Genomic DNA, 23,296 nt, shown 5'->3' with positions numbered 1-23,296 from the left:
CTCCTACATCCATTTTTTATTAATTATTCTTAAATAAGTTTTAAATTTTTCTATTTCAACTACCTTAAGTGTTGCTGAAACACTGACATACATATCATCGATTCCATTCGGTTCATCTTCCCAACGGTCTAGTATTCTATATATAGTTGATTTGCTCATACCGCATAGTTTTGCCAATTGGGGTACTTTTGCGTAGATAGCTTCTACTTTAATCTGTTCATCGCTTGTTACCGTGTTCTGACGTGTTGGTATTTCGGTTATATTTTTCATTGTTTACACCTCCTCTTTTTCGTATATTTCGAATAGGTCTTCGATTTCCATTTCTAACTCTTTCGCAATTATTGAAGCAGTTTTGGGACTTGGGTAACGTTTACCATTAATAATTTGGTTAACATACGAAATGTTATATCCTGTCGATTTGGCTAAATGAGTTATAGAATAACCCTTCTTCATTAAAGTCGCTTTCAATTGATAACTCTTAGATGATAACTTCAAAATGCACACCCCCCTTCTGTAATGTTCAGTTACTTGTGCAACTGATAACTTAATACTACTTAAGTATCATAAATATGTCAACACATAAACTAAACATAAGCACAAGAAAGTAATCATTTGATTACTTTCTATTGTTTATTTTCTTAAAATTCTTTATTATGGATATATGAACAAAATAGGAGGAAATTATCATGATTAGAAATAGGCTGGCTGAACTAATGTTCGAAAGAGACATTAAAACTGTACGCATGGCAAAGGAAATAGGTGTTTCGAGGAATACAATTACAAATACTGCACAAAATGACAGTGAAATGTTACGAATGGAAACAATTAATAAAATTTGTCAATATCTAAACATTGATCCTAGTGAGTTTTTTGAATTTTATCCTTTCGATATTGACTTCACCATTGACTCTGAAAATATATATATAAATAATAACGACTCTAAAATAATCAGTGATTATCATTTGAATTTAGATTTATTAATTGATATAAAGCATAATGGCATTACGAATAGTATTGATAGCGAGCTCAAAGTAGTAAATTTAACAAAAGTATCTGCAATACTATTAGAATCTTCAACGATTTACTATGAAATTATTTTCGAAAATACAGATGATAAAAAATTAATTGTCGAGACATATAACAAATTATCTAAAGGAATGAAGAAAATTTTATATTCAAATCTTGTAGAAGACATTAAAATCCATCTATACGAAAGCCTCGAAGATAACAGTCCAAATGTTTTTGTTGAGCCGATTAATGATATTTTAAATCGTACTGAAATAAAAATTACAAATGATTTCCTTAATTACTATTAAAAGGAGGACTAGCCTATGTGGTATGAAGAATATCAATACAAAATCAATTTTGGAAAACAAGAACTATACAAATTGCAAAGTTCTTAATTGACTTTTAATGATTGTAGTTATAGAATAAGAATCAAGTTAAGCAATAAGTATCTGACTCAACTTTTAGTTGGGAGGACTTATTCGCGCAAAACGCCTCTTATTCTACTACTTTGTAGTAATAAGGGGCGTTTTTGTTATATATAGGGAGAAATTAAACGATGAGACCATTTAAAAATATTGATGAACAAATAAATATACTAATAGATAGAGGACTACTTATCGAAGATTACAATAAGGCTAAGCGATATTTAATCCATAATAATTATTATAATGTTGTAAATATGTATAGTAAGTTATTTCAAGAAAAAGAAAACCTTTATATTAAAGGGACAACTTTTGAGGAAATTAAAGCTTTACATATTTTTGATACTGAGATTAAAAACTTATTAATGAAATATATAATTATTGCAGAAAAACATTTTAAATCGATATTCGCCTATCATTTCGCAAAAAAATATCACAATAAGCCTTTTGCGTATCTTGATACATCAAATTACTCTAATAGCAATCCACTTGCACTAACACAAACATTATCTTATATTTCAAAAAAAGTTAATGAACAAATTAGATCTAAAAAAGAAAATTCCATTAAACATCATTTTTCTAATCATAAAGATGTTCCTATTTGGGTCATAGTAAATGATTTAACTTTAGGTAACATTATAAGGCTTTATAAATTTATAGATAATAAAACAAGAAATGAAATAGCTAAAGAATTGTCCGATATATTGGATACTAACATTCATCAAAAAATAAACTTAGAACCCAACTACTTAGACAAAATATTAGACAATGTATTAAATGTTCGTAATTGTGTTGCACATAACAACAAACTCCTAAAATATAAGTGTAATAATAATATAAAATTCATACCAGCTTTGTATGGTTCTTTAGAAATAGATTCTAAATCTTCTAGACAAACACCTTTTCATGTATTTATTGCGCTTAAGTGTTTTTTACCTACAGAGGATTATGCTTTATTACATAATTCAATTTTAAAAAGAACTATTAATATGAGCAAAAAATTAAATGATAGTAGTATGAATTTAGTACTAGAATCATATGGATTTCCATTATCATGGCATAAAAATGTTTCGAAAATTCCTCAAAAATAAAATTTTAGGATGTGAATAAATATGTGGTTTGAAGAGTTTACTAATAAGCATGACATTGTACAGTACCGCTTCTATGAAAAGTATAAAGATCCATTAACAGACAAATGGAAGCGTGTAAGCGTAGTTATGAATAAGAACGGTAAGCAATCACAGAAAGAGGCACAGAAGCGGTTAAATGAGCGTATTGAAGTGAAGTTGAACGATAAAACGCCCAGCACATTAAAGACGTTAACGTTTCATCAAGCATGTGATGAGTGGTTTGAACACTATAAAACTGTTTCGGGAAGTAAGCAGTCATCGATCACATCGATAGCAAGTAGGGTTAAACTAGCAAAGAAACATATAGCTGCTGATGTTCTAGCCAATAAGATTAATGTGAACATACTCAATGATTTAGTAAAGAGTGTTGATGAGGACGGTATAAGTCATAAATATATTAAAGATACAATTAGATTAGTAAGGCATGTTATGAAGTACTTACAGAAAAAGTATAAAATAAAAGATATATCCTTTATTGATGATGTCGATTTACCTAAGCAAGCAAAAACAAGAGACGAAATAAAGGCTAAACGTGAGAACTATTTAGAAATGGATCAAGTTAAAGAAGTAACTAATAGATTAAATGAGGTTGCTAAACAAAAGGTTTCAGAACATATTAAACGAACTTACTTAATTTCTGCTTATATCATGGAATTTCAAGCCTTAAATGGTATGCGAATAGGCGAATTATTAGCTATACAGCCACAAGATATTGATTTCGATAACAAAACACTTACAATAGACGGTACTATTCAATGGATTAGAGATAAAGAAGGTCATATAGGTATCAAAGATACAACAAAGACAGAAGCATCTTATAGGACTATTTCATTAACTAATAGAAGTTGTGAGATATTGAAAAAGGTTATATTAGAAAATAAAAAGTCTTTAAAATGGGGAGACGACTATATTGAGAGAGGCTTTGTATTCACTAACTTTAAAGGTAGCCCTTTATCAATACCATGTATAAACAGACTTATACAATCTGCATGTAGTGATATTGGAATAGATAAGCATGTTACAACGCATACAATGAGACATACACACATATCACTATTATCTCAATTAGGCGTTTCATTAAAAGCAATTATGCAACGAGTAGGACATACAGATCATAAAACAACGTTACAAATATACAGTCATGTTACTGAACAAATGGATAAAGATATGATGAGTAAATTAGAAGCGGTTAATAGTTAGTAGGGTCGAAATATCGGCTCTATTTTTTATGTATAAAATAAAGACTTTCTCACATAGTGCCCTTTTTCTGCCCTTTTTTATTGAAAATATAGATATAAATACCACTCAAAGCATTGATATAACAGTACTTTTCACTTTATTATTCTTAATCCACTTCATTAAAAAAGTTTTGTCTCTCAAATTGTGCATGTTTATTTTGTATCATATTTCTATATTTCTTTGGAGTGACACCGTAATATAATTTAAAAGCTTGAATATATGCGGACACATTATAGAAACCGTGCTTTTCAGATATATCTATGATCTTTTCACAAGTATGAATTAAATCATATATGCTATTTAATAATCTAATATCTGTTAAATAGTCTTTAAAATTAACACCCAATTGTTCTTTAAACATTTTAGAAAAGTAAGATTCAGACAAACGATATTTGTTTGTAAATGTATTAATTGTAATACGCTCATTATAATGTTCATGAATATAATTTCTAATTTCTTCAATAATCGGATTAACGTCTTTATACATATTCGAACTATCTTCGTTATCTATATGTAATTGTTCTTTATAAATTTCTAATATAGCAATGATTTGCTTCATAATTTTAAAATTCCGGTCATTTTCTTGTGTTAAGTATAAAGAGCAAAGATATATAAGTTGATTTCTTAACGGTATCATTTCTGATTGTGTAGTCACATGACTATGATTACATAATAATTCAGGAACCATCGTTTCAATTAATGATTTGTAAAAATGTATTTGTACGACGATATTCCCTTCCCTTACATCAAGTTTGTAACACTCATTATGCTTTACAATAAATGTGTCACCTTCTTCATAAAAAGTGCTCACATCTTTGACTGTAATCATAGCCTTTCCTTTCAGAACTACAAAAAAAGAAACCCCAACATGATTACGGTATTTAGTGGCAGAACGCTTTAGGTATTTGATTTCATATATATTTCTCACAACAAATCTCCTAATTAATTTTAATCTTTTTGTACATTTGAAAATCATTCATGGCAAAATATAATATAAAATATTGAATTACAACAATAATATTATAATTGGAAAACTTTAATGAGTAAATATATAAAATCAAAATTATCAGATTTTTAATTTTATATATTGCATGACGATATACACATAATAAAAACGCCCTAAAAGATAGACTTTATGGTCTATCTTTTAGGGCGTGCTATATAATTATTTAAGATTTAACTACTTCTTGTCCACGTTTATTCCAAGTAAATATGAAGCTCAACATAGCTAGTATACTAACAATCGTTAATAATAAGAATCCTGAATCCCATCCTAATTTATCAACTATTAACCCCATAATAATATTAGCCATTACTGCTCCACCTAGATAACCAAATAATCCCGTTAATCCTGCAGCTGTTCCTGCTGCTTTTTTAGGGACATAATCCAGAGCTTGTAATCCAATAAGCATAACTGGACCATAAATTAAGAATCCAATAGCAATTAATGCAATATTATCAACTAACGGATTTCCAGGAGGGTTTAACCAATATATGATAACTGCTATTGTGACACCTAGCATAAAGATAAATCCTGCTGGTCCCCTTCTACCTTTAAACACTTTATCTGATATATATCCACATAATAAAGTGCCAGGAATACCAGCCCATTCATATAAGAAGTATGCCCAACCGGAAGCATTTAAATCGAACCCTTTTTCTTCATTTAAATAAGTTGGTGCCCAGTCAAGTACACCGTAACGTACGAAATAAACAAAAATGTTGGCAATTGCAATCATCCAAACCCATTTATTATTTAATACATATTTAAACAGAATATCCTTCGTTGTAAGTTCAACTTCTAATGTTTGTTGTGATTTATTCGGATAATCATTTCTATACTCCTCTATTGGTGGTAAACCCATCGATTGAGGTGTGTCTCTAACAAGAATGTATGACACTACTGCAATAATTAATGCGATAATAGCTGGATAAATAAATGCCCCTTCAAATCCTTTTAAATAACCAAACGATAGTGTTCCAGTTATAGAAATACCGAGCAATGCAATTGGTGCCATTAATCCTCCACCAACATTATGCGCAACGTTCCATATAGCTGTTTTGCCCCCACGTTCACTTACACTATACCAATGTACGAGTACTCTTCCTGATGGCGGCCATCCCATACCTTGGAACCATCCATTTAAGAACAGCATAATAAACATAATAAATACACTTGAAGTTAATACAGGAATAAACCCCATTAATAAATTAACGATAGCGGTTAATACTAAACCTAACGTTAAAAATATTCTTGCATTACTCCTATCGCTCACTGTACCCATGATAAATTTACTGAATCCATATGCTATAGAAATTGCTGATAAAGCAAACCCTAATTCTGTCTTAGTGAAGCCTTCATCAATTAAAGCAGGCATAGCAAGTGAAAAGTTCTTTCTTAATAAATAATAACCAGCATAACCAAGAAATATCCCTATAAAGACTTGTAGTCTTAATTTCTTGTATGTATCATCCACCTGTTCCTCTGGTAGTGGATCAATATGCTTGGCTGGTTTCAAGAAATTTGCCATAGTTACCCCTCCTAATGTTAATTATTTGTAAGGATTGTAAACTTTTTGTAAATTTATTAATTGTAGTTTCATCATAGATATTGTATACATTAAAGTCAATGAAATTTGTAACATTTTACAAAATAAAGGATAATTAAGCTAACTTAAATAGGAGGAACAATCATGAATTTTATAATATGGCTTATTATATTTTGTGAAGTAGCTTTTTGGGTAGTTATATTACTCGGCTTAGTCAGCAGATATATATTAAAGCAGAAAGCACTCGGATTATTCTTTCTAGCACTTACACCTGTTATAGATTTAATTTTACTTATAACAACTAGTGTAGATTTAATGAATGGTGCAACAGCTGAAACGCCACATGCAATTGCAGCAGTCTATATTTCTGTATCCCTTGTATTTGGAAAAAGCATGATAAAGTGGGCAGATGATAGGTTCAGATATTATGTAATGAAAGAAGGTCCAAAACCTTATAAACCTGTAGGATATGCCTACTCTAAAAGCTATGCTAAAAGTTGGCTAAAACATTTACTATCCTACATTATAGGAACGGGAATACTACATTTGATCGTTTACTTAATACATGATAAAAGTCGTACAGAAGCTATGGATGGTGTGATTCATATTTGGACAATTGTTATCATAATAGACTTAATCATTTGTATTACATATTTCATATGGCCACCAAAGAAGAAAGAAACACATGATTAACAATTACAAATTATACATTTGAAATAACTTAGATAAAGGACTATACTAGTTTTTGATAAGGAGGGATCTTAAGATGCTACTAAATGTGTCATGTTCTCTACAATTATTCATACCCAACGAGCAAATTAACTAAAGAAGGGATTTTTTATGAATAATTATATAAAACCATATCAATTCGTAAGTATAAAAGAAAAATCAGAACAATTATTTAATGTCTATAAATCAGTCAATGATTTCAAAACAATCGATACTTTCCAAGCAATTACGTATGACCATATTTCACAACTTTTTAGTGAAAAGCATACTGAAATAGAAGAATTCACAAATATAATCATGAATAAAAGAATTTCTCGAGCTCAAATTGAGAAATTGTTATTCGGACTTAAAAACTATGTCATCCCATTTGAACAACCATCAAGTAAACAATTGGAAAAACTTTTTATAAAAACTAAGAAGTTAAAACAACCAGACTGGGATAATATTGATTTGAAAGAGTCATCTTATATAGGATGGAATGATTCAGGAAAACAAAAGAAATTTATTATTATGTATGAAAATGATAAATTGACAGGCGTGTCAGGAGAATTATCACCTACCATTAAACCTGGAATTTGTAGCATATGTAAGAAAGAATCAAATGTTTCTATGTTCTTATCTACGACTAAATCAAAAGGCGATGGAACATATACTAAAAACGGCAACTATATTTGTCATGATAGCGAAAGATGTAACCAACAACTCGATCAACTTGACGGATTGTATGAATTTATACACACAGTAAAAACAAAATAATAATAAGAGGCAGGGACAAATTAATTTGTCCCTGCCTTTTACTGTATATTGTTGGTTTTTTAGGATGTCGTAGATTAACTTTCGACTTAATCTACAACTTGGTCATTCTCTTCGATTAACTTCCGAATTAATCTACAATTTAGACAATCTCTTCGATTAACTCCAGACTTAATCTACAACTTGGTCGATCTCTTCGATTAACTCCTGACTTAATCTACAACTTGGCCGAACTCTTCGATTAACTACTGAGTTAATCTACAACTTAGTCATTCTCTTCGCTTAACTCCAGACTTAATCTACAACTTAGACAATCTCTTCGATTAACTTCCGACTTAATCTACAACTTAGACAATCTCTTCGATTAACTTCCGACTTAATCTACAACTTGGGCAATCTCTTAGATTAACTCCAGACTTAATCTACAACTTGGGCAATCTCTTAGATTAACTCCAGACTTAATCTACAACTTATCTCATTTTTTGGACTGGTAATTACTTTTATCGACTGTAAATTAACTATCTCCTACTTAACATATATTATACAACTACAAAGTGTTACAAGTGTGATGTGAAAAATGTCATGATTATTCAGAATTTCATTTGACAATATTTGTAATTTAAAGATAATAATATATAAAAGGAGGGAGTGTAATATGGAAACTTTGGTAAAAAAACTAAAGGATCAAATAAGAAAAAGAGATGAATAAAATTATAATAATTAATCAAAGTAATTACGTAAATTTAGTTAAAAGCATTACAAGTTATATTGAATGGATTAATAGTAATAAAAAATTATTAGACCAAAATATTAAAATTATTATCCATGATTCACCCGTATATTCATACGGTCAACTATCTGATTGCCAAATAGATTTTGATAATCGAAATATATACTATTCTTTGTATAATATAGAAGAATATATTGTTACTAAGAAACGAAATAACATTATTGTAAATGACTTAGAATATGCATTATCTGAAATTATATTTGATTTAAATTATCATATAGCGCATTTCTACATTTTAAGTTTTGAACATATTACATATAAAGATCTAATTAGTCATTTTGATTGTTATGAAGATAACATTATGCGCATCAGCAATTATTTAACATTTAAATATTTATTTAATCATAATAAGTGTTCTATATCCTATAAAGATGGACTTACGATGAAATTCGATTCAGGAATAAATAATCATTTAAAGCACGCTTTTTTACAATTTAGAGATTTTATTAAAAAAGAATTGAATTTTCCTTTAAAAGTTAATATTCATATTACATCTAGTAAACTCGAAGGTGCTCAAGGTTATTTTCAACATCCAACTTCTTTATTTACTTATCCAAAAATTGTCGTTTCTACAAATAGATATGAACAATTAAAAAAAGAAATGTCACTTTTTGATAGCGACTTAAACATTCTAAGAGTACTAGCGCATGAAATTGGACATTATCAAGATTATATAAGTAACAATATATCTTTAGATGAAAATACTCTTGAGAAAATAGCAAATAAATATGAAGATAAACTTACCCAAAAATTTATAGATCATGTTTATTACCTTAATTACATTGGCGACTAAAAATGAGCGCTAAGACAAAGTTTTGTCTTAGCGCTCATTTATATATTATGCTATTTTTTTACGCATCGCATAATAAATCACTACAATCATAACAAGTACAAGTTGTGGTATGAGTGTTTCATATGTTGGATAGAATCCTATTAAATCAATAAATGGTAATTTGTTTATCGTATGTTGTGGCACAATGTTTAATATTTGTAATGTATGAATACTCACGCCTAATATTTTAAATGCCAATATAAAAATAAATAATGACATGATTAAGAATAAACGGTGTATTGGAATCCATTTTGTTATTTGATTAAAGAATGTCGCAATGATTGCCAATATTATCAACGCTACTATAATACCTAATATAAGTGACCATGTTGATATTTTCCCTACTATTCCTAAGTAGAAAATAATTGTCTCAGCGCCTTCTCTAAACACTGATAAGAAAGCGACTAATCCAAATGTTATGATACTACCTGTAGACATGGCTTTATCCATATTCTTATTAATGAAGTTCTGCCATGATGCTAAGCTTGATTTAGAGTGCAACCATATGCCTACGATAATCATCAATACGACTGATGCGATACCGACGATACCTTCAGTTAACTCTCTTGTTGATCCTAAGTTGTCGAATACAGATTTAAATATAAATGCTAAAGCGATACTTATCATAATTCCAACTATATTACCTATAACAATCCAATTTGATGCTTTTGTTTGTTTTGACTTACTTGTAACAGTTAATAAAGCCATAATAATAAGTAATGCTTCTATCCCTTCACGTAACAGTATTAGCGTGGCATCCCAGAATGAATAGCTCGTCTTAGATATGGTAGATTTAACTTCTTGATTAATTGTTTCTAAGTTACTTTGAATTTCATCTTTATTGTCTTGATCAAGTTGCCCTACGTATTGTGGGATTTTTTGTTCTATTTTTGTATATAACGCGCCATTTTTAGTGCTAATTTCACTTTCTACATTTGGCCATACAATAATAAACTGTTGTAAATCTTGTTTAGCTTTAGCTAAATCATCATCTTTGATATTACTAATAGCTTGATCTAAATGCTTATTTAAAATAGTTGCATCTTGATTGGCTGATTTAGCACCTGATTTATTACCTGCATGATATTCATCTAACTCTTTTTTTAACTGATCAACTTGCATTTGTGCACTTGTCGCATCAACTTTATCTTTAGTTAACTCAATTCTAGTAAACATCAGTGCAGTTTCAATTTGGCCATATCTTCCTATATCTTCCTCGCGTACAATTTTTTCATTTTTCGTCCAAGTAGCATTTAATTGATTATTGATAGACTTTGCTTTTTCAAAGTCTTTATTAGATATTGCTTTTGATATATTTTTAATGAGTGGCTGCATCTCGTTCTGCAATTGATTTCTTTTCTTTTGCTTATCGACAGGATTCAATACTTTTTCGTAATCAATTAAATCTGAAGTAAGTGCACTTAACGATTGTTCTTTCTCTTTTGATGACTTACTTTTTTTAACTTTTTCTATATCGTCATTAATTTTTTGAACGAGTTTATGCTCTTTTTTATTTGTTTTTTGCCAGTTATCTTTAATTTCTTTAAAATGTTTATCAAATGCATGGTTATCTTTATCTTGTAATGCTGACTTTGCATCAGTCACACTAATATAAATGTCACTTAAACTTGTTTCTGCTTTTATCGTTAACGGCGCAATTAAACAAATTAAAGTTGCAATACTAAAAACGATTAAATAGCGTTTCACCTAAATATTCTCCTTCTTGGACACCAGGTAAACATAAGAAAATACCTGAGCCTCTATGCGTAATGTATTCATTTAATTTATCTACTGCACCCATTTTATTTTGTATTTTAATGAACTGTTCAGGTGACTTTTGAAATGATAAAAATAATAACCCTGCATCGAATGTTCCAGTTTGTGAATTAATACCATCTGAATAAGAATAAGATCTTCTTAATAAATTGGTCTTTGATGCTTTTGCTAAGCTAACGTGTGATTCTTTTTCAATTAAATTCTCACCATTTTTATCTTTTACATTCGGATCAAATGTATCAAATTCTTTTTCTTTTCCTATTGGTGCTCCAGAATGACGATATCTTCCAAATGTTGCTTCTTGTTCTTCTAAAGCTGTTCGATCCCAAGTTTCCATTAACATTTGAATTCTTCTCACCACTAAGTAAGAGCCGTTTTTAGCCCATCCATCTTGAATAAAGATATACTTATCTAATTCGGATTGCTTATGTAAGGAAGGATTACCTGTTCCATCTTTAAATGAAAATAAATTCCTAGGCGTTTCTATTTTGCCATCTTTTTCTTTATATGAATTAAATCCTGCCTGGCTCCACTTCATTGAAACTTCACCTTTAGCAACTCTAATTAAATTTCTAATTGCATGAAAATTAACTTGAGGGTCATCTGAGCATGCTTGAATACAAATGTCCCCACCTGTATAAGCATCGTCTAATTGGTCTTTAGGAAAATGAGGTAAGTCTTTTAATAACTCAGGTTTATGTTTATTTAATCCCACTTTTTCAAAAAATGAAGGACTAATTCCAAAAGTAAGAGAGAGTCGATTAGCATCCAAACCAATTGTTTCTCCAGTATCAGGACTCGGCAACATTTTATTATCTCCAAGTTCTTTTACAAATTCACCATTCATCAAATGCACGCTATAATTCGTCCACAGTTTAAACATTTTTTTAGCATCAGAAACGGACATTTTGTTAATAGTTAAAACTACAAAATAAATATGTTTCTGTGCATCAGTAGTGATACCAGATTGATATTTACCATAGAAATTAATTTTATTTTTAACATTCTTTTTATCTTTCGCAAAGTATTGAGAAGCCAGTATGCTTCCACCAACTCCAGTAGAACCTATTAATAATCCTGCTCCTCCAACTCCGGCAAGCTTAAGAAAGTCTCTTCTAGCTATATAGTTCTCCTCATTAGACATGCTTTATCACTCCGTAATCACTGCCATTTTACTTAATGATTCACCTAATTTATCAACAGCTTCTGAAAGCTTTTTCGTTTCTTCTTTAGAAAGTTTTGTATAATCTTCATATCCACCATTGTTAGTTTCATATTGAGCTAATAATTTATTTACATTTTCAAATCTTTCTTGAGTGGTATCGGCAAGTTTCTTATCTTTGCTCGTAACTTTATCTTTAAAGATTTCGAATATTTTTTCTGCGCCTTCAATATTTGCTTTAAAATCATATAAATCTGTATGAGAATAAATTTCTTCTTCACCTGTTATTTTAGAACTTGAAACTTCATTCAATAAATCAATTGAGCCTTGTAACATCAATTTAGGCGTCACATCAACAGTATCAACTTTAGCTCTTAATTCTTTAGTATCTTTTAACAATTGATCAGCAACAGGTCCCATATCTTTCGTTGTATTGTCTTCCCATAATGCTTTTTCAATTTTATGATAACCTGACCACTCGTCTTCTTTATTTTCTTCTTTCATATCCGCTAAACGTGCATCAATCTTTGGATCTAATTCTCCAAAGCTCTCGGCAACTGGTTCTGATCTTTCATAATACATACGTGCTTTAGGATATATTTCTTTAGCTTTTTCCATATCATCAGCTTTTACTGCTTCAACAAACTTCTCAGTATCCGCTAAAAAATGATCTAATTGCTCAGTGGTAAAGTCTTTATAAGCTTTAGTTTCTTTAGAAAAATCAACTTTGGCTGTTTCTTTCGTCTCTTTTTTGTTCTCAGATGTCTTTTTCTCTTCATCATTACTACATGCCGTTAAAATTAAGGCACTCGCTAAAAATGTTGTAGCTAACTTCTTCATAATTCTACACTTCCCATCTAATTGATTATCATTATCATCTTTAATTTATTCCTATAAAGAGAAATAGTCAATAAAAATTTTATATAATTCATTAAAAATACAAATTTAACCCCTTACCTAAAGTGATTTTAAATGTAGAAAATCTATTAAAAATAATCATTATTTATAATTGAGAATGATAATCATTAATTAAATATAAAAAACCAACAAAGTTTTATAACTTTGTTGGTTTTTAGAGATATGCTTTTTAATTTAATCTTGTTCTTGCTCAAGAATTTCTTTTGATTTAGCATCTATTTTAAATTCTGTTGAATCATTATTACCTTCTTTAAGATCAATAGAATATACAAGTTGGCCATCATCTTCACTTAATGACCATTCTTTTAAGTCACCTTTTGCTTCATCTTGTGCAACTTTTAATACATCTTCAAATTTTGCTACGTCGGATAATTTAAATGTTTGTTCATTATCATCGTCATCTGTTTCTTTCTCAACATTAGCAACAGATTTATCATCAGCATTAACTAATACTTTGTTTTCATTTTTACCATCTACTAATTCTACTTTGTAGTTCCAATCGCCTGTTTCTTTTTCAAAAGATAAATCTTTCAACTCACCTTTAGATTCTTTCTGGGCTGTCTTAACAGCATCTTCAGGGGATACTTTAACATCATCCCATTTTATAGTATTTTGAGTTGTTTTATTTGTATCTTCATCGTCTTTGCTTTCATCCTTTGTTGTTTGTTCAGTTGTTTGTTCAGTTTTCTCTTCTTTTTGATCATCACTTTTATCATTTCCACATGCTGCTAAAACGATGCCTGACGCTAATAATAGTGAAATCATTTTAAACTTCATACTTAATACCTCCTTAATATCTCTTTACTTTATATATAGACCTTCCTAAATTTTCCAAACATATAAATTTTAAATTAGACAAAATTTATATTATTCGTTATGATAAAGAAACAATAAAATAGCTCGTAGTCTTATTAAGAGTAGGTGGAGGGAATTGGCCCTGTGAAACCTCAGCAACAGGCGTAAGTACTGTGCTAAATCCAACAAGTTTAACTTGAAAGATAAGAAGATTCTCTAAACAGCTCTTCTTAATCTTAAGATGAGCTGTTTTATTGTAACTAAAACTTTAGGAGGCAATATAAATGAGAACAAGAGAAGATATTTTAGCAGAATTAGCAGAGTTGAAGGCAAACCCACCAAAAAGCTTTTCAGGATCAATTGCAAAAACGGCTAAAAAGAACGAATTAATTTCAGAACTTGTAAGAATCGAAACAGAAGAACAATATTCTAGCGAATCAAACAATCGTAAATTATCATTTGATGACTTAGAAATTAATATTAGTATCACTAGAAAATAATCAAACAAAACGCCTTATCGGCTATATTAAGCTGATAAGGCGTTTTTTAAGTACATAGTTTTATATCTTTTTATTAATTAGATTCCATAATAATTTGCATTGCTACAAATTTAGCAATTTGATTACCATTTGCTGCTGCATCGATTAACTGAGATGCCATTGTATCTTTACTTTCTCCTGCTACAAACAATCCTGGAACTGATGTTTCTCCAAATTGTTTAATTTTAATTTTTCCATTTTCTTCTCTTTCAATATTTAAACCTTTTAATAATTCAAACTCCGTATCCCATTTAACACCAATTAGCGCACCACTTCTAGGTATACTTTCTCCGTTTTCAAAGACAACTTCATTAATGTTTCCATCGATATGTTTAAATTCAGTTACTTCACTTTCTATTAATTTTATTTTTTTCTTATCCATGAAAGCTTTATCCTCTGCTGTTAAAACAGAAAAATCTTTACTGCTTATAACTATATCTTCTGACCAGTTACTTAAAAGTAATGCCATATGTTTTACTTGTTCTGGTTGTACAGAAATGAGCAATGCTTTATTTTTTAATTCATAACCATCACACCAAGGACAGTAAAATATAGATTTACCATAGCTTTCTTTTAAACCTTTAATGTCCGGCAAAGATTCTCTCAATCCAGTACATATCATCACTTTTTTCGTAGTATACTTTTGTTGTTTTGTTTCAACAATGAAATGATCATTTTCTTTTATCAATTTAACAACAGTGTCATTTACACGAGAAACATCTTTATATTGATCTACATCATGTTCTGCTTTAGCTCTCAGTTCTTCTGGTGTTACACCATCTTGTGTTAAAAATGCATGTGATTTTCGAGTCACTTTATTTCTTGCATTATTATTATCTATTACTAAAGTTTTCTTCAAAGCTCTACCTAAAGTTAAAGCACTAGCCAATCCTGCTGGCCCTCCACCTATTACGATACAATCAAACATTTTATACGCCACCTTTTCCCGTCTATTATAGAGTGCTAATATCTATGATTAGTCCAAATAAAAAGATTTAACTCACATTAAATCTTTTAAAGTTTTATTTTTTAAAGCTTTAGTCATTTCATCTTCTGCAGATAATAAAATTGCTTGAATTTTACATTCTGGCCCATGATTAAAACTATCTTCTAATGTACTCTGATGTCCATCAATCGCTGTTATAATGTCATATACAGAAATCTGTTCCCAATTATTCACTAAATAATAACCACCTTTAGCACCAGAAGCTGATTTAATAACACCCGCTTTTACTAATTGAGTTAAAATTTTAGATAAATATGTTATAGATATATTTAATACTTCAGATAAATGTTTAACATTAATAGGTTGTTGCTCTTTTTTAGCAATTAAATATGCTAATGCATGCAAACCATAATCTGTCCCTTTTGAAATTTTCATAACACACCTCTTAATCATAGATATTACAACTCTATAATAGCACTTATTTAAAAATTGTCTATTCTTTTGTTTTTATGATTTTATATTTGGTAGTACTGATTACTTTTTCAGCCAGTATTTTACGTTTTCTTATTATTTTTTTCACAATGCTATGACATTTAATCGATATAATTGATGTAATATCCAAAATTGGAGGCTTTAAAATATGAATGAAATCGTAATACTAACTGTCAGTGATATTCATGGTTATATTTTCCCAACTGATTATCAAACAAGTCATCAAGATTTACCTAAAGGACTATTAAAAATAAAATCCATGATATCAGATATAAAATCGCAACATGAGCATGTCATCTTGATGGACAATGGAGACTTTTTACAAGGATCGCCTTTTTGTTCATATTTACATTCACAATTACATTCTAGTAAATATTTAAGTGATATATATAATGAAATTGGTTTCGATTTTGCAGTAATTGGTAATCATGAATTTAATTACGGCTTGCCTTATTTATATGAAACGCTTAAATCTTTTAATTTCCCTGTACTATCAGCAAATATTTTTAAACATAACAAGCCATTTACAGGTCACGACGTCATTTATATTGATAAAAACGATACAAAAATTGGCATCATTGGATTAACAACTCAATACATACCTAATTGGGAGCAGCCAGAAACAATCAAAGATTTGTCTTTTTACTCTGTTAAAGAAACTGCTGCTAAGTTAATTGAAGATGTTCGTGAGCAATCAGATATTGTCGTCGTATGTTACCACGGCGGATTTGAGAAAGACCTTCAAACTGGTGAACCAACAGAATTAATTACTGGAGAGAATGAAGGCTATGATTTACTCAATGAAGTAGAAGGAATTGACGTTTTAATTACTGGTCACCAGCATCGAGAAATTGCTGAAAAGATCAATAATACTCAAGTAATTCAAGCTGGTTCAAAGGGAGATTGCTTAGGGAAAATCATTTTAAATATTGACGAAGCCTCACAACAAATCATTTCATCTCAGAGTGAAATTTTATATGTAAAAGACGCCAATCCAACTATTAATGATGAAGGTACGAAGAGAAAAATAAACGAAGAAGTTAATCAATGGTTAGACCAAAAAATAACGCATTTATCAGAACCAATGTACATTGAAGATGCTTTTACCGCAAGAATAAAGCCACATCCTTTAATTAATTTATTAAATTATGCTCAGATGGAAACTAGCGGTGCAGATATTTCAGCAACAGCATTATTTGATTCTGCTACTGGATTTGGAACAGATGTCACAATGAGAGATGTTATTAATAATTATCCCTTTCCAAATACTTTTAATGTATTAGAAGTAACAGGCTCTACCTTAAAGTTAGCATTAGAACGATCCGCTTCATACTTTGCAATTATTGATAACGAATTGACCATTAATCCTGAATTTTTAGAACCAAAGCCACAACACTTCAACTATGATATGTTTGGTGGATTATCATATAAATTAAACATAAGACAACCTATAGGAGAACGCGCTCAAGATATTTATATTAAAGACGAACCATTGAACTTAGACACAACGTACAAAATAGTCGTTAACAATTATAGATCAGTTGGAGGAGGCGGCTACCATATGTTTAATGCAAATCAAATAGTAAAAGAAATACAATTAGAAGGTGCAGAGCTTATCATCCAATATTTACAAAACCATTCCATTGAAACATTACCATCCATTATGGACTTTGAAGTAGTTTATTGATGACTTAATGATGAATTGTAGATTAAGTCGGAAGTTAATCGAAGAGATTGACTAAAACACCAAACAATAAAAGGATGGGACAAATTAATTTGTCCCATCCTTTCTCATTTCTACCCTATCGTTTCTATTGAATATTTACAGGCTTTGTAACTATATTTTTACTACCTTGTTTCAATCTTAAGTTAGCTGTTCCAGATACACCAGACTTCACTTCGACTGTATATGATACTTTAGCGTTTCCTTTACTATCTGTATTTACGGTAATTGGCTTACTATAACCAAAGTCACTAGCTTGCTCGCCTTCTTTGCTTATTTTGCCTATTTGATTACCACCTTCAGTATACATACCTAACTTCAAATCTTTAATTGTACTATTTGCAGCATATCCACTTAATGATGTTGTTACTGTAAAAGTTTCACCGTTTGTTACTGAATCAGGAAATTCTAATGTAGCTGTTCCTTGAGTATTTCCTGGGTTATCATTTCCACCAGAACCTTCTGAACCGCCATAACTTCCTGGTGCGAATGTTTCACTATTAAACCATTCGTAACCTGCTTTTGGTTGTGACCAAGGTTCTGCTTGTGTTTCTTTACTGTTCTCTGGCTTTTCTGAATCTAGTAGTTGCGTTGTTTGATCTAATTTAATTCCTAATTCTTCAAATGTTGTATAGTCTTCTTTTTCACCTAACCATGTTGTTAAATTATTCAGCATCTTGCCGTTATCTTCTTCTTTAAATCCATCATATGTTTTCTTTGTACTTCCATCATCTTCTCTTTTGTATTTAGGTGTAATATCTTCAACCATGGAAGAATCTCCTATAAATGCAGCTTTACCTTTACCTACTTTAGATACGGCTATGTATGCACCTTCTTCTCTACCTCCGCCATTGTAGACACCTTGATCTACAGCATGACCCCATTTATCCGCTTCGCTCAATTTATCGGGAACGTATACTATACCTTTTGCAATTTTAGGATTTGTCACTGCAATTGTTGAACCTGCATGCATGGATACAGACTGTATGCCATTTCCAAGACCAAGTCCTTCCTCACCTTGAACAACATCAGTTGCATTGAGGTTGTTTAATGCATTATATCTAAATCTTACGCCAAAATTCTCTGATAACCAGTCAGAACTTGTAACACCTTGCATAGCTTCAGAATTCTTTTCAGCTTCAGTCATATTTTTAGTCATATCATCATATGCGCCTCTTCGATATCCATTCATCACTTCTGAAGAATCAATTCTATTATAGTTTCGGTCAGCATTATAATGATCAGAAACAAATATGACACTGCCACCATTTTTAACATAATTTAAAATGGCTTGTTGTTCAGTTGATTTAAATGGAATGTTTGCTTCAGGTATTACAAGTATCGAAACACCATTTAAACGCTCAGTCGTTATGCCTGACTTATCTCGTAATTCTTTAACTTGGTAACCTTGTTCAGCGATTGAATTTGCATAATCTGAGAATGCGCCATCTATCACCCAATCAGCAGCACCAGCTGTTTGTCCATGCGTATTATCTACTAGCACTTGTCCTTTACCACTATCGCTACCTATAACTGGTGCTTCATCTGCATATACCGCTCCAGTTGATAATGTTGAAATGGATACCATACCTGTTAATACTAACTTTTTAAAATAAGACATTGTGACACTCCTTTATCTTTTATGTATTCATTTTAGTTTATAAAAATTTAAATAAATGAATATTAACCATATATTATATAAAAATATACATAATTCTATTGTACTTAACACACATAATGAAACTTTTACATAGTTTACCAATTTCAAACAAAATATGTATTTTCAGTGTGATAGGATTTCATATGTAGGGCATTAGAATACATATTCGGAGGCGTAAAATTATGAGGGAAAAGAAATATTTTAGCCGTCTATTCATCTTTTTATTAGGCGCAATTTTCGTATTAGCAGCATGTGGCAACGGGGAATCTAGTATCCAATCGAAAGAGTCGGATAATAAAAAAGGTGGAGATTATAAGCCTGAAGAATTAACGATTCAATTCGTTCCTTCTCAAAATGCAGACACATTGGAAGCAAAAGCAAAACCTTTAGAAAAGCTACTATCAGATGAATTAGATATTCCAGTCAAAGTATCAGTGTCAACAAATTACAATACTATTGTAGAAGCAATGAAATCAAAAAAAGTTGATGTTGGTTTTTTACCTCCTACAGCATACACATTAGCACATGATCAAAAAGCAGCTGATGTTCTATTACAAGCACAACGTTACGGTGTTAAAGAGGACGGTTCAAATAGTGATGAATTAGTCGATGAATATAAATCACAATTTATTGTTAAAAAAAGTTCAGATATTAAATCTTTAAAAGATATGAAAGGTAAGAAAATCGCACTACAAGATGTTTCATCAACTGCTGGTTACACATATCCTGTAGCAGAATTATTAGATGCAGGAATCGATCCAATGAACGATATGGATATTACGAATGTGAAAGGTCACGACCAAGCAATTATCGCTTTATTAAATGGAGATGTTGACGTTGCAGTTACGTTCCAAGATGCTCGTAACATTGTCAAAAAAGACCAACCTAACGTATTCAAAGATACTGAAATTGTAAAATTAACAGAACCTATTCCAAATGACACAATTTCAGTTCGTAGTGATATGGATAATAAATGGCGCGATAAATTGAAAAAAGCGTTTAAAGATATCGCTAAAACTAAAAAAGGGCATGATATTGTAAGTGAAGTTTATAGCCATGAAGGTTATGTAGACAGTAAAGACTCTAAGTTTGATGTTGTACGTGAATACGGTAAAAAAGTTAACGAAAACGAAAAATAAGATTTAAGCATGAATATTCTAATATAAAGGCTCAGCTCCTATTTAGCGAGCTGGGCTCTTTATTTACACGAAAGGTGATTTCATATGAGTCAAATAGAATTCAACAATGTCACTAAAGTATATAAAAATGGTCATAAAGGTCTCGATAATATCAATTTAAATATAGAAAAAGGTGATTTTGCTGTCATCGTTGGTTTGTCTGGTGCTGGTAAATCCACACTACTCCGTTCAATCAATCGTCTTCACGATATCAGTGAAGGAGAAATCATTATTGAAGGAAAATCTATATCTAAAGCTTCTGGTAAAAATTTATTAGCTATGAGACGTAATATTGGTATGATTTTTCAACATTTTAATTTAGTAAAACGTTCTTCAGTTATTAGAAATGTCCTAAGTGGACGCGTAGGCTATCACCCTACTTGGAAAATGGTACTCGGTATGTTTCCTAAAGAAGATAAACTTAAAGCATTAGAAGCATTAGACAGAGTAAATATTTTAGAAAAAGCATATAGTCGTTCAGATGAATTATCTGGAGGTCAGCAACAAAGAATCTCTATAGCACGTGCTCTTTGCCAAGAACCATCAATCATACTTGCAGATGAACCGGTAGCTTCTTTAGATCCACTCACTACTAAACAAGTTATGGATGATTTAAAACGCATTAATGAAGAGCTCGGAATTACAATTATTATCAATTTGCATTTTGTAGATTTAGCTCGAGAATATGGCTCACGCATAATTGGCTTACGTGCCGGAGAATTAGTATTTGATGGTCCTACCTCAGAAGCAGATGATGATACATTTGCAGAAATATACGGACGTCATATTAAAAGTGATGAAAAGTTAGGAGTGAGATAAATGGACAATGACAATGATCATTTAGCACCTTATCTGGAAAGAAAATCATCATTAAAACAAATATTTTCAATATTAGTAGTAGCTGCCCTAGTTATTTGGAGTTTTTTGTATACGAAATTTAGTTTAGGCGATTTAATGTATGGTATTCCTCAAATGGTGGAACTGTTTAAAAGCATGTTTCCACCAGATTTAAATTATTTATCAAATATTACAAAGCCGATGTTAGATACAATTCGTATGGCAGTTGTAGGTACATTCATTGGAGCAATATTATCCATTCCTATTTCAATGTTATGTGCGAGCAATGTTATCAAATCAAATTGGATTTCTATTCCGTGTAGATTTCTTTTAAACATTGTCAGAACAATACCTGATTTATTACTTGCAGCGGTGTTTGTAGCTATTTTTGGAATAGGACAAATTCCAGGTATTTTAGCCATTATTATTTTATCAATCAGCATCATTTCTAAACTAATGTATGAATCTTTAGAAAGTATTGATGATGGTCCATTAGAAGCAATGACAGCTGTTGGTGCTAACAAATTAAAATGGATTACATATGCTGTTATTCCACAAGCCATTGCACCTTATATGTCTTATGTATTATACGCATTTGAAATCAATATTCGTGCAGCTGCCGTTCTTGGATTAGTCGGTGCAGGTGGTATCGGATTGTATTACGATCAAACATTAGGCTTATTCCAATATCCAAAGACATTAACAATCATTCTCGTGACACTTGTTATCGTTGTGATTATAGATTTCATTAGCACGAAAGTGAGGGAGAAACTCGTATGACAAACAAAACAGAGCAACTTCATTCCCCTACTCAACAGAAAAATTTATTATATCGATGGATTTCAACTATCGTCGTTGTGATTTTATTAATTTGGGCATTCGTAGGTGTTTCAGCATTTGAAATAAAAGAACAATCAGGAACAATTATGCGTTCAATTTTAGATGGATTAATCCATCCAGATTGGTCTTACGTATACATACCTGAAGGAGAAGATTTATTACGCGGACTTTTAGAAACATTCGCAATCGCTGTAATTAGTACATTTTTATCCGCTATATTCTGTATACCATTCGCTTTTATAGCAGCAAAAAATATGGTTAAATTCAAACCCGTATCAAGTGTCAGTAAGTTTATTTTAAGTGTCATACGTGTATTTCCAGAGATCGTTATGGCCATTATATTTATAAAAGCAGTCGGACCAGGATCATTTTCAGGTGTACTAGCCTTAGGTATCCATTCAATAGGCATGATGGGTAAGCTGTTTGCTGAAGATCTAGAAAATTTAGATTTAAGTCCAACAGAATCATTAGTAGCAAGTGGTGCAAACTCCATTAAGACTCTAATGTTTGCAGTTGTACCACAAATATTACCATCGTACATCTCATTAGTATTATATAGATTTGAACTCAATTTACGATCAGCATCAATTTTAGGATTAATAGGTGCAGGCGGAATCGGAACACCATTAATATTTGCACTACAGACAAGAACATGGGATCGTGTTGGTATCATACTTATTGGATTAATTATTATGGTAGCCGTGATAGACATCATCTCAGGTAAAATTAGAAAAAAATTAGTTTAACAGTGGAAGCGACCCGAAAATTATTGGTTTTCGGGTCGCTAATTTTATTTATCGGCCTGTATTTCGCGTTTTCGGGTCGATAATTATTTTTATCGGTCCGTATTTTGCGTTTTCGGGTCGCTATTTATTTTTATCGGCCTGTATTTCGCGTTTTCGGGTCGCTAATTTTATTTATCGGCCTGTATTCCGCGTTTTCGGGTCGCTATTTATTTTTATCGGCCTGTATTTTGCG

The 23,296-nt window shown here is 30.8% G+C and carries 23 protein-coding genes and 1 riboswitch; of the genes, 12 read left to right on the top strand and 11 right to left on the bottom strand.

Features of this window, described 5'->3' with window-relative positions; genetic code table 11:
- Positions 1–3: 3 nt before the first annotated feature.
- Both LQ608_RS04335 and LQ608_RS04330 read right to left on the bottom strand, forming a co-directional pair.
- Positions 4–270, bottom strand: a complete 267-nt coding sequence (locus tag LQ608_RS04335) for a helix-turn-helix domain-containing protein (RefSeq protein ID WP_239749982.1) — start codon at positions 268–270, stop codon at positions 4–6.
- 3 nt (positions 271–273) lie between these two features.
- A complete protein-coding gene (locus LQ608_RS04330; protein WP_239749978.1) occupies positions 274–495 on the bottom strand; it encodes a helix-turn-helix transcriptional regulator in 222 nt (73 codons plus the stop codon).
- Between the two features lie 191 nt (positions 496–686).
- Here LQ608_RS04330 and LQ608_RS04325 point away from each other — a divergent pair, with 191 nt between their 5' ends.
- The 3 genes from LQ608_RS04325 to LQ608_RS04315 all read left to right on the top strand — a co-directional run bounded on the left by LQ608_RS04325 (position 687) and on the right by LQ608_RS04315 (position 3,760).
- A complete protein-coding gene (locus LQ608_RS04325; RefSeq protein ID WP_239749976.1) occupies positions 687–1,316 on the top strand; it encodes a helix-turn-helix domain-containing protein in 630 nt (209 codons plus the stop codon).
- Positions 1,317–1,564: 248 nt separating this feature from the next.
- Complete coding sequence (locus LQ608_RS04320) at positions 1,565–2,521, top strand: Abi family protein (protein WP_239749975.1); 957 nt, start codon at positions 1,565–1,567, stop codon at positions 2,519–2,521.
- 21 nt (positions 2,522–2,542) lie between these two features.
- Entirely contained in the window at positions 2,543–3,760 is a 1,218-nt protein-coding gene (locus LQ608_RS04315; protein ID WP_239749970.1) for a tyrosine-type recombinase/integrase, read from the top strand.
- Positions 3,761–3,905: 145 nt separating this feature from the next.
- Here LQ608_RS04315 and LQ608_RS04310 read toward each other — a convergent pair whose 3' ends face one another.
- Together LQ608_RS04310 and glpT are read right to left on the bottom strand one after the other, a co-directional pair.
- Positions 3,906–4,628, bottom strand: a complete 723-nt coding sequence (locus LQ608_RS04310; protein ID WP_239749968.1) for a helix-turn-helix transcriptional regulator — start codon at positions 4,626–4,628, stop codon at positions 3,906–3,908.
- 340 nt (positions 4,629–4,968) lie between these two features.
- Positions 4,969–6,330, bottom strand: coding sequence for a glycerol-3-phosphate transporter (gene glpT, locus LQ608_RS04305; RefSeq protein WP_078357271.1), 1,362 nt, complete (start codon positions 6,328–6,330; stop codon positions 4,969–4,971).
- Between the two features lie 162 nt (positions 6,331–6,492).
- On the opposite strand from glpT, the gene LQ608_RS04300 reads away from it, so the two are divergent.
- The 3 genes from LQ608_RS04300 (at position 6,493) to LQ608_RS04290 (ending at position 9,413) form a co-directional block, all read left to right on the top strand.
- Complete coding sequence (locus tag LQ608_RS04300; RefSeq protein WP_239749963.1) at positions 6,493–7,041, top strand: hypothetical protein; 549 nt, start codon at positions 6,493–6,495, stop codon at positions 7,039–7,041.
- 147 nt (positions 7,042–7,188) lie between these two features.
- A complete protein-coding gene (locus LQ608_RS04295) occupies positions 7,189–7,833 on the top strand; it encodes a FusB/FusC family EF-G-binding protein (RefSeq protein ID WP_078357269.1) in 645 nt (214 codons plus the stop codon).
- A 698-nt stretch (positions 7,834–8,531) separates the two neighbouring features.
- Complete coding sequence (locus tag LQ608_RS04290) at positions 8,532–9,413, top strand: hypothetical protein (RefSeq protein WP_239749961.1); 882 nt, start codon at positions 8,532–8,534, stop codon at positions 9,411–9,413.
- A gap of 45 nt (positions 9,414–9,458) precedes the next feature.
- Here the strand turns inward: LQ608_RS04290 and LQ608_RS04285 are convergent, their stop codons facing one another.
- From LQ608_RS04285 to LQ608_RS04270, 4 genes are all read right to left on the bottom strand, one after another.
- The gene (locus LQ608_RS04285) at positions 9,459–11,159 is read right to left on the bottom strand and encodes an FTR1 family iron permease (RefSeq protein WP_239749959.1); all 1,701 of its coding nucleotides are present in this window, start codon (positions 11,157–11,159) and stop codon (positions 9,459–9,461) included.
- Positions 11,134–12,372: an iron uptake transporter deferrochelatase/peroxidase subunit gene (efeB, locus tag LQ608_RS04280; RefSeq protein WP_239749957.1), complete on the bottom strand. Its 1,239-nt coding sequence runs from the start codon at positions 12,370–12,372 to the stop codon at positions 11,134–11,136. The genes LQ608_RS04285 and efeB overlap by 26 nt, the downstream gene beginning before the upstream one ends.
- Before the next feature lie 6 nt (positions 12,373–12,378).
- Positions 12,379–13,230: an iron uptake system protein EfeO gene (efeO, locus tag LQ608_RS04275; protein ID WP_239749946.1), complete on the bottom strand. Its 852-nt coding sequence runs from the start codon at positions 13,228–13,230 to the stop codon at positions 12,379–12,381.
- Between the two features lie 252 nt (positions 13,231–13,482).
- Positions 13,483–14,085, bottom strand: a complete 603-nt coding sequence (locus LQ608_RS04270; RefSeq protein WP_239749943.1) for a PepSY domain-containing protein — start codon at positions 14,083–14,085, stop codon at positions 13,483–13,485.
- Positions 14,086–14,213: 128 nt separating this feature from the next.
- Positions 14,214–14,313: riboswitch (SAM riboswitch) on the top strand.
- Positions 14,314–14,387: 74 nt separating this feature from the next.
- Between LQ608_RS04270 and LQ608_RS04265 the strand changes: the two genes are divergently transcribed.
- Entirely contained in the window at positions 14,388–14,603 is a 216-nt protein-coding gene (locus tag LQ608_RS04265) for a hypothetical protein (RefSeq protein ID WP_078357263.1), read from the top strand.
- Between the two features lie 73 nt (positions 14,604–14,676).
- On the opposite strand, the gene LQ608_RS04260 is transcribed toward LQ608_RS04265, so the two are convergent.
- The gene (locus LQ608_RS04260; RefSeq protein WP_239749941.1) at positions 14,677–15,570 is read right to left on the bottom strand and encodes an NAD(P)/FAD-dependent oxidoreductase; all 894 of its coding nucleotides are present in this window, start codon (positions 15,568–15,570) and stop codon (positions 14,677–14,679) included.
- Between the two features lie 72 nt (positions 15,571–15,642).
- Positions 15,643–16,023, bottom strand: coding sequence for an RrF2 family transcriptional regulator (locus tag LQ608_RS04255; RefSeq protein WP_239749939.1), 381 nt, complete (start codon positions 16,021–16,023; stop codon positions 15,643–15,645).
- A 205-nt stretch (positions 16,024–16,228) separates the two neighbouring features.
- On the opposite strand from LQ608_RS04255, the gene LQ608_RS04250 reads away from it, so the two are divergent.
- Positions 16,229–17,767 carry a bifunctional metallophosphatase/5'-nucleotidase gene (locus LQ608_RS04250; RefSeq protein ID WP_239749938.1) on the top strand — a complete coding sequence of 513 codons (1,539 nt, stop codon included), beginning with the start codon at positions 16,229–16,231 and terminating at the stop codon, positions 17,765–17,767.
- A 124-nt stretch (positions 17,768–17,891) separates the two neighbouring features.
- On the opposite strand, the gene LQ608_RS04245 is transcribed toward LQ608_RS04250, so the two are convergent.
- Positions 17,892–19,424 (bottom strand): GldG family protein, encoded by a 1,533-nt coding sequence (locus LQ608_RS04245; RefSeq protein WP_239749937.1) that lies wholly within the window; start codon positions 19,422–19,424, stop codon positions 17,892–17,894.
- A gap of 221 nt (positions 19,425–19,645) precedes the next feature.
- On the opposite strand from LQ608_RS04245, the gene LQ608_RS04240 reads away from it, so the two are divergent.
- From LQ608_RS04240 to phnE (LQ608_RS04225), 4 genes are all read left to right on the top strand, one after another.
- Positions 19,646–20,602, top strand: a complete 957-nt coding sequence (locus LQ608_RS04240) for a phosphate/phosphite/phosphonate ABC transporter substrate-binding protein (RefSeq protein WP_239749936.1) — start codon at positions 19,646–19,648, stop codon at positions 20,600–20,602.
- A gap of 84 nt (positions 20,603–20,686) precedes the next feature.
- Entirely contained in the window at positions 20,687–21,460 is a 774-nt protein-coding gene (gene phnC / locus LQ608_RS04235) for a phosphonate ABC transporter ATP-binding protein (protein WP_239701667.1), read from the top strand.
- Positions 21,461–22,258 (top strand): phosphonate ABC transporter, permease protein PhnE, encoded by a 798-nt coding sequence (gene phnE / locus LQ608_RS04230; protein WP_239749934.1) that lies wholly within the window; start codon positions 21,461–21,463, stop codon positions 22,256–22,258. It abuts the gene before it with no gap.
- Positions 22,255–23,064: a phosphonate ABC transporter, permease protein PhnE gene (gene phnE, locus LQ608_RS04225; protein ID WP_239749932.1), complete on the top strand. Its 810-nt coding sequence runs from the start codon at positions 22,255–22,257 to the stop codon at positions 23,062–23,064. Before phnE (LQ608_RS04230) ends, phnE (LQ608_RS04225) begins: the two co-directional genes overlap by 4 nt.
- Positions 23,065–23,296 lie beyond the last annotated feature (232 nt).

The sequence above is a fragment of the Mammaliicoccus sp. H-M34 genome (genome assembly GCF_022386495.1).
Classification (GTDB): Bacteria; Bacillota; Bacilli; order Staphylococcales; family Staphylococcaceae; genus Mammaliicoccus; species Mammaliicoccus fleurettii.
The sequence above is the reverse complement of the archived record's forward strand: the minus strand, read 5'-3'. Positions and strand labels throughout refer to the sequence as shown.

Coding starts and splice junctions, on each gene's coding strand:
- glpT (WP_078357271.1), bottom strand. CDS start 6,330: ATGGCAAATTTCTTGAAACCAGCCAAGCATATTGATCCACTACCAGAG.
- LQ608_RS04295 (WP_078357269.1), top strand. CDS start 7,189: ATGAATAATTATATAAAACCATATCAATTCGTAAGTATAAAAGAAAAA.
- LQ608_RS04240 (WP_239749936.1), top strand. CDS start 19,646: ATGAGGGAAAAGAAATATTTTAGCCGTCTATTCATCTTTTTATTAGGC.
- LQ608_RS04265 (WP_078357263.1), top strand. CDS start 14,388: ATGAGAACAAGAGAAGATATTTTAGCAGAATTAGCAGAGTTGAAGGCA.
- LQ608_RS04290 (WP_239749961.1), top strand. CDS start 8,532: ATGAATAAAATTATAATAATTAATCAAAGTAATTACGTAAATTTAGTT.
- LQ608_RS04325 (WP_239749976.1), top strand. CDS start 687: ATGATTAGAAATAGGCTGGCTGAACTAATGTTCGAAAGAGACATTAAA.
- LQ608_RS04250 (WP_239749938.1), top strand. CDS start 16,229: ATGAATGAAATCGTAATACTAACTGTCAGTGATATTCATGGTTATATT.
- LQ608_RS04260 (WP_239749941.1), bottom strand. CDS start 15,570: ATGTTTGATTGTATCGTAATAGGTGGAGGGCCAGCAGGATTGGCTAGT.
- LQ608_RS04335 (WP_239749982.1), bottom strand. CDS start 270: ATGAAAAATATAACCGAAATACCAACACGTCAGAACACGGTAACAAGC.
- LQ608_RS04255 (WP_239749939.1), bottom strand. CDS start 16,023: ATGAAAATTTCAAAAGGGACAGATTATGGTTTGCATGCATTAGCATAT.
- LQ608_RS04315 (WP_239749970.1), top strand. CDS start 2,543: ATGTGGTTTGAAGAGTTTACTAATAAGCATGACATTGTACAGTACCGC.
- LQ608_RS04270 (WP_239749943.1), bottom strand. CDS start 14,085: ATGAAGTTTAAAATGATTTCACTATTATTAGCGTCAGGCATCGTTTTA.
- LQ608_RS04300 (WP_239749963.1), top strand. CDS start 6,493: ATGAATTTTATAATATGGCTTATTATATTTTGTGAAGTAGCTTTTTGG.
- phnC (WP_239701667.1), top strand. CDS start 20,687: ATGAGTCAAATAGAATTCAACAATGTCACTAAAGTATATAAAAATGGT.
- LQ608_RS04245 (WP_239749937.1), bottom strand. CDS start 19,424: ATGTCTTATTTTAAAAAGTTAGTATTAACAGGTATGGTATCCATTTCA.
- phnE (WP_239749932.1), top strand. CDS start 22,255: ATGACAAACAAAACAGAGCAACTTCATTCCCCTACTCAACAGAAAAAT.
- phnE (WP_239749934.1), top strand. CDS start 21,461: ATGGACAATGACAATGATCATTTAGCACCTTATCTGGAAAGAAAATCA.
- efeO (WP_239749946.1), bottom strand. CDS start 13,230: ATGAAGAAGTTAGCTACAACATTTTTAGCGAGTGCCTTAATTTTAACG.
- LQ608_RS04310 (WP_239749968.1), bottom strand. CDS start 4,628: ATGATTACAGTCAAAGATGTGAGCACTTTTTATGAAGAAGGTGACACA.
- efeB (WP_239749957.1), bottom strand. CDS start 12,372: ATGTCTAATGAGGAGAACTATATAGCTAGAAGAGACTTTCTTAAGCTT.
- LQ608_RS04320 (WP_239749975.1), top strand. CDS start 1,565: ATGAGACCATTTAAAAATATTGATGAACAAATAAATATACTAATAGAT.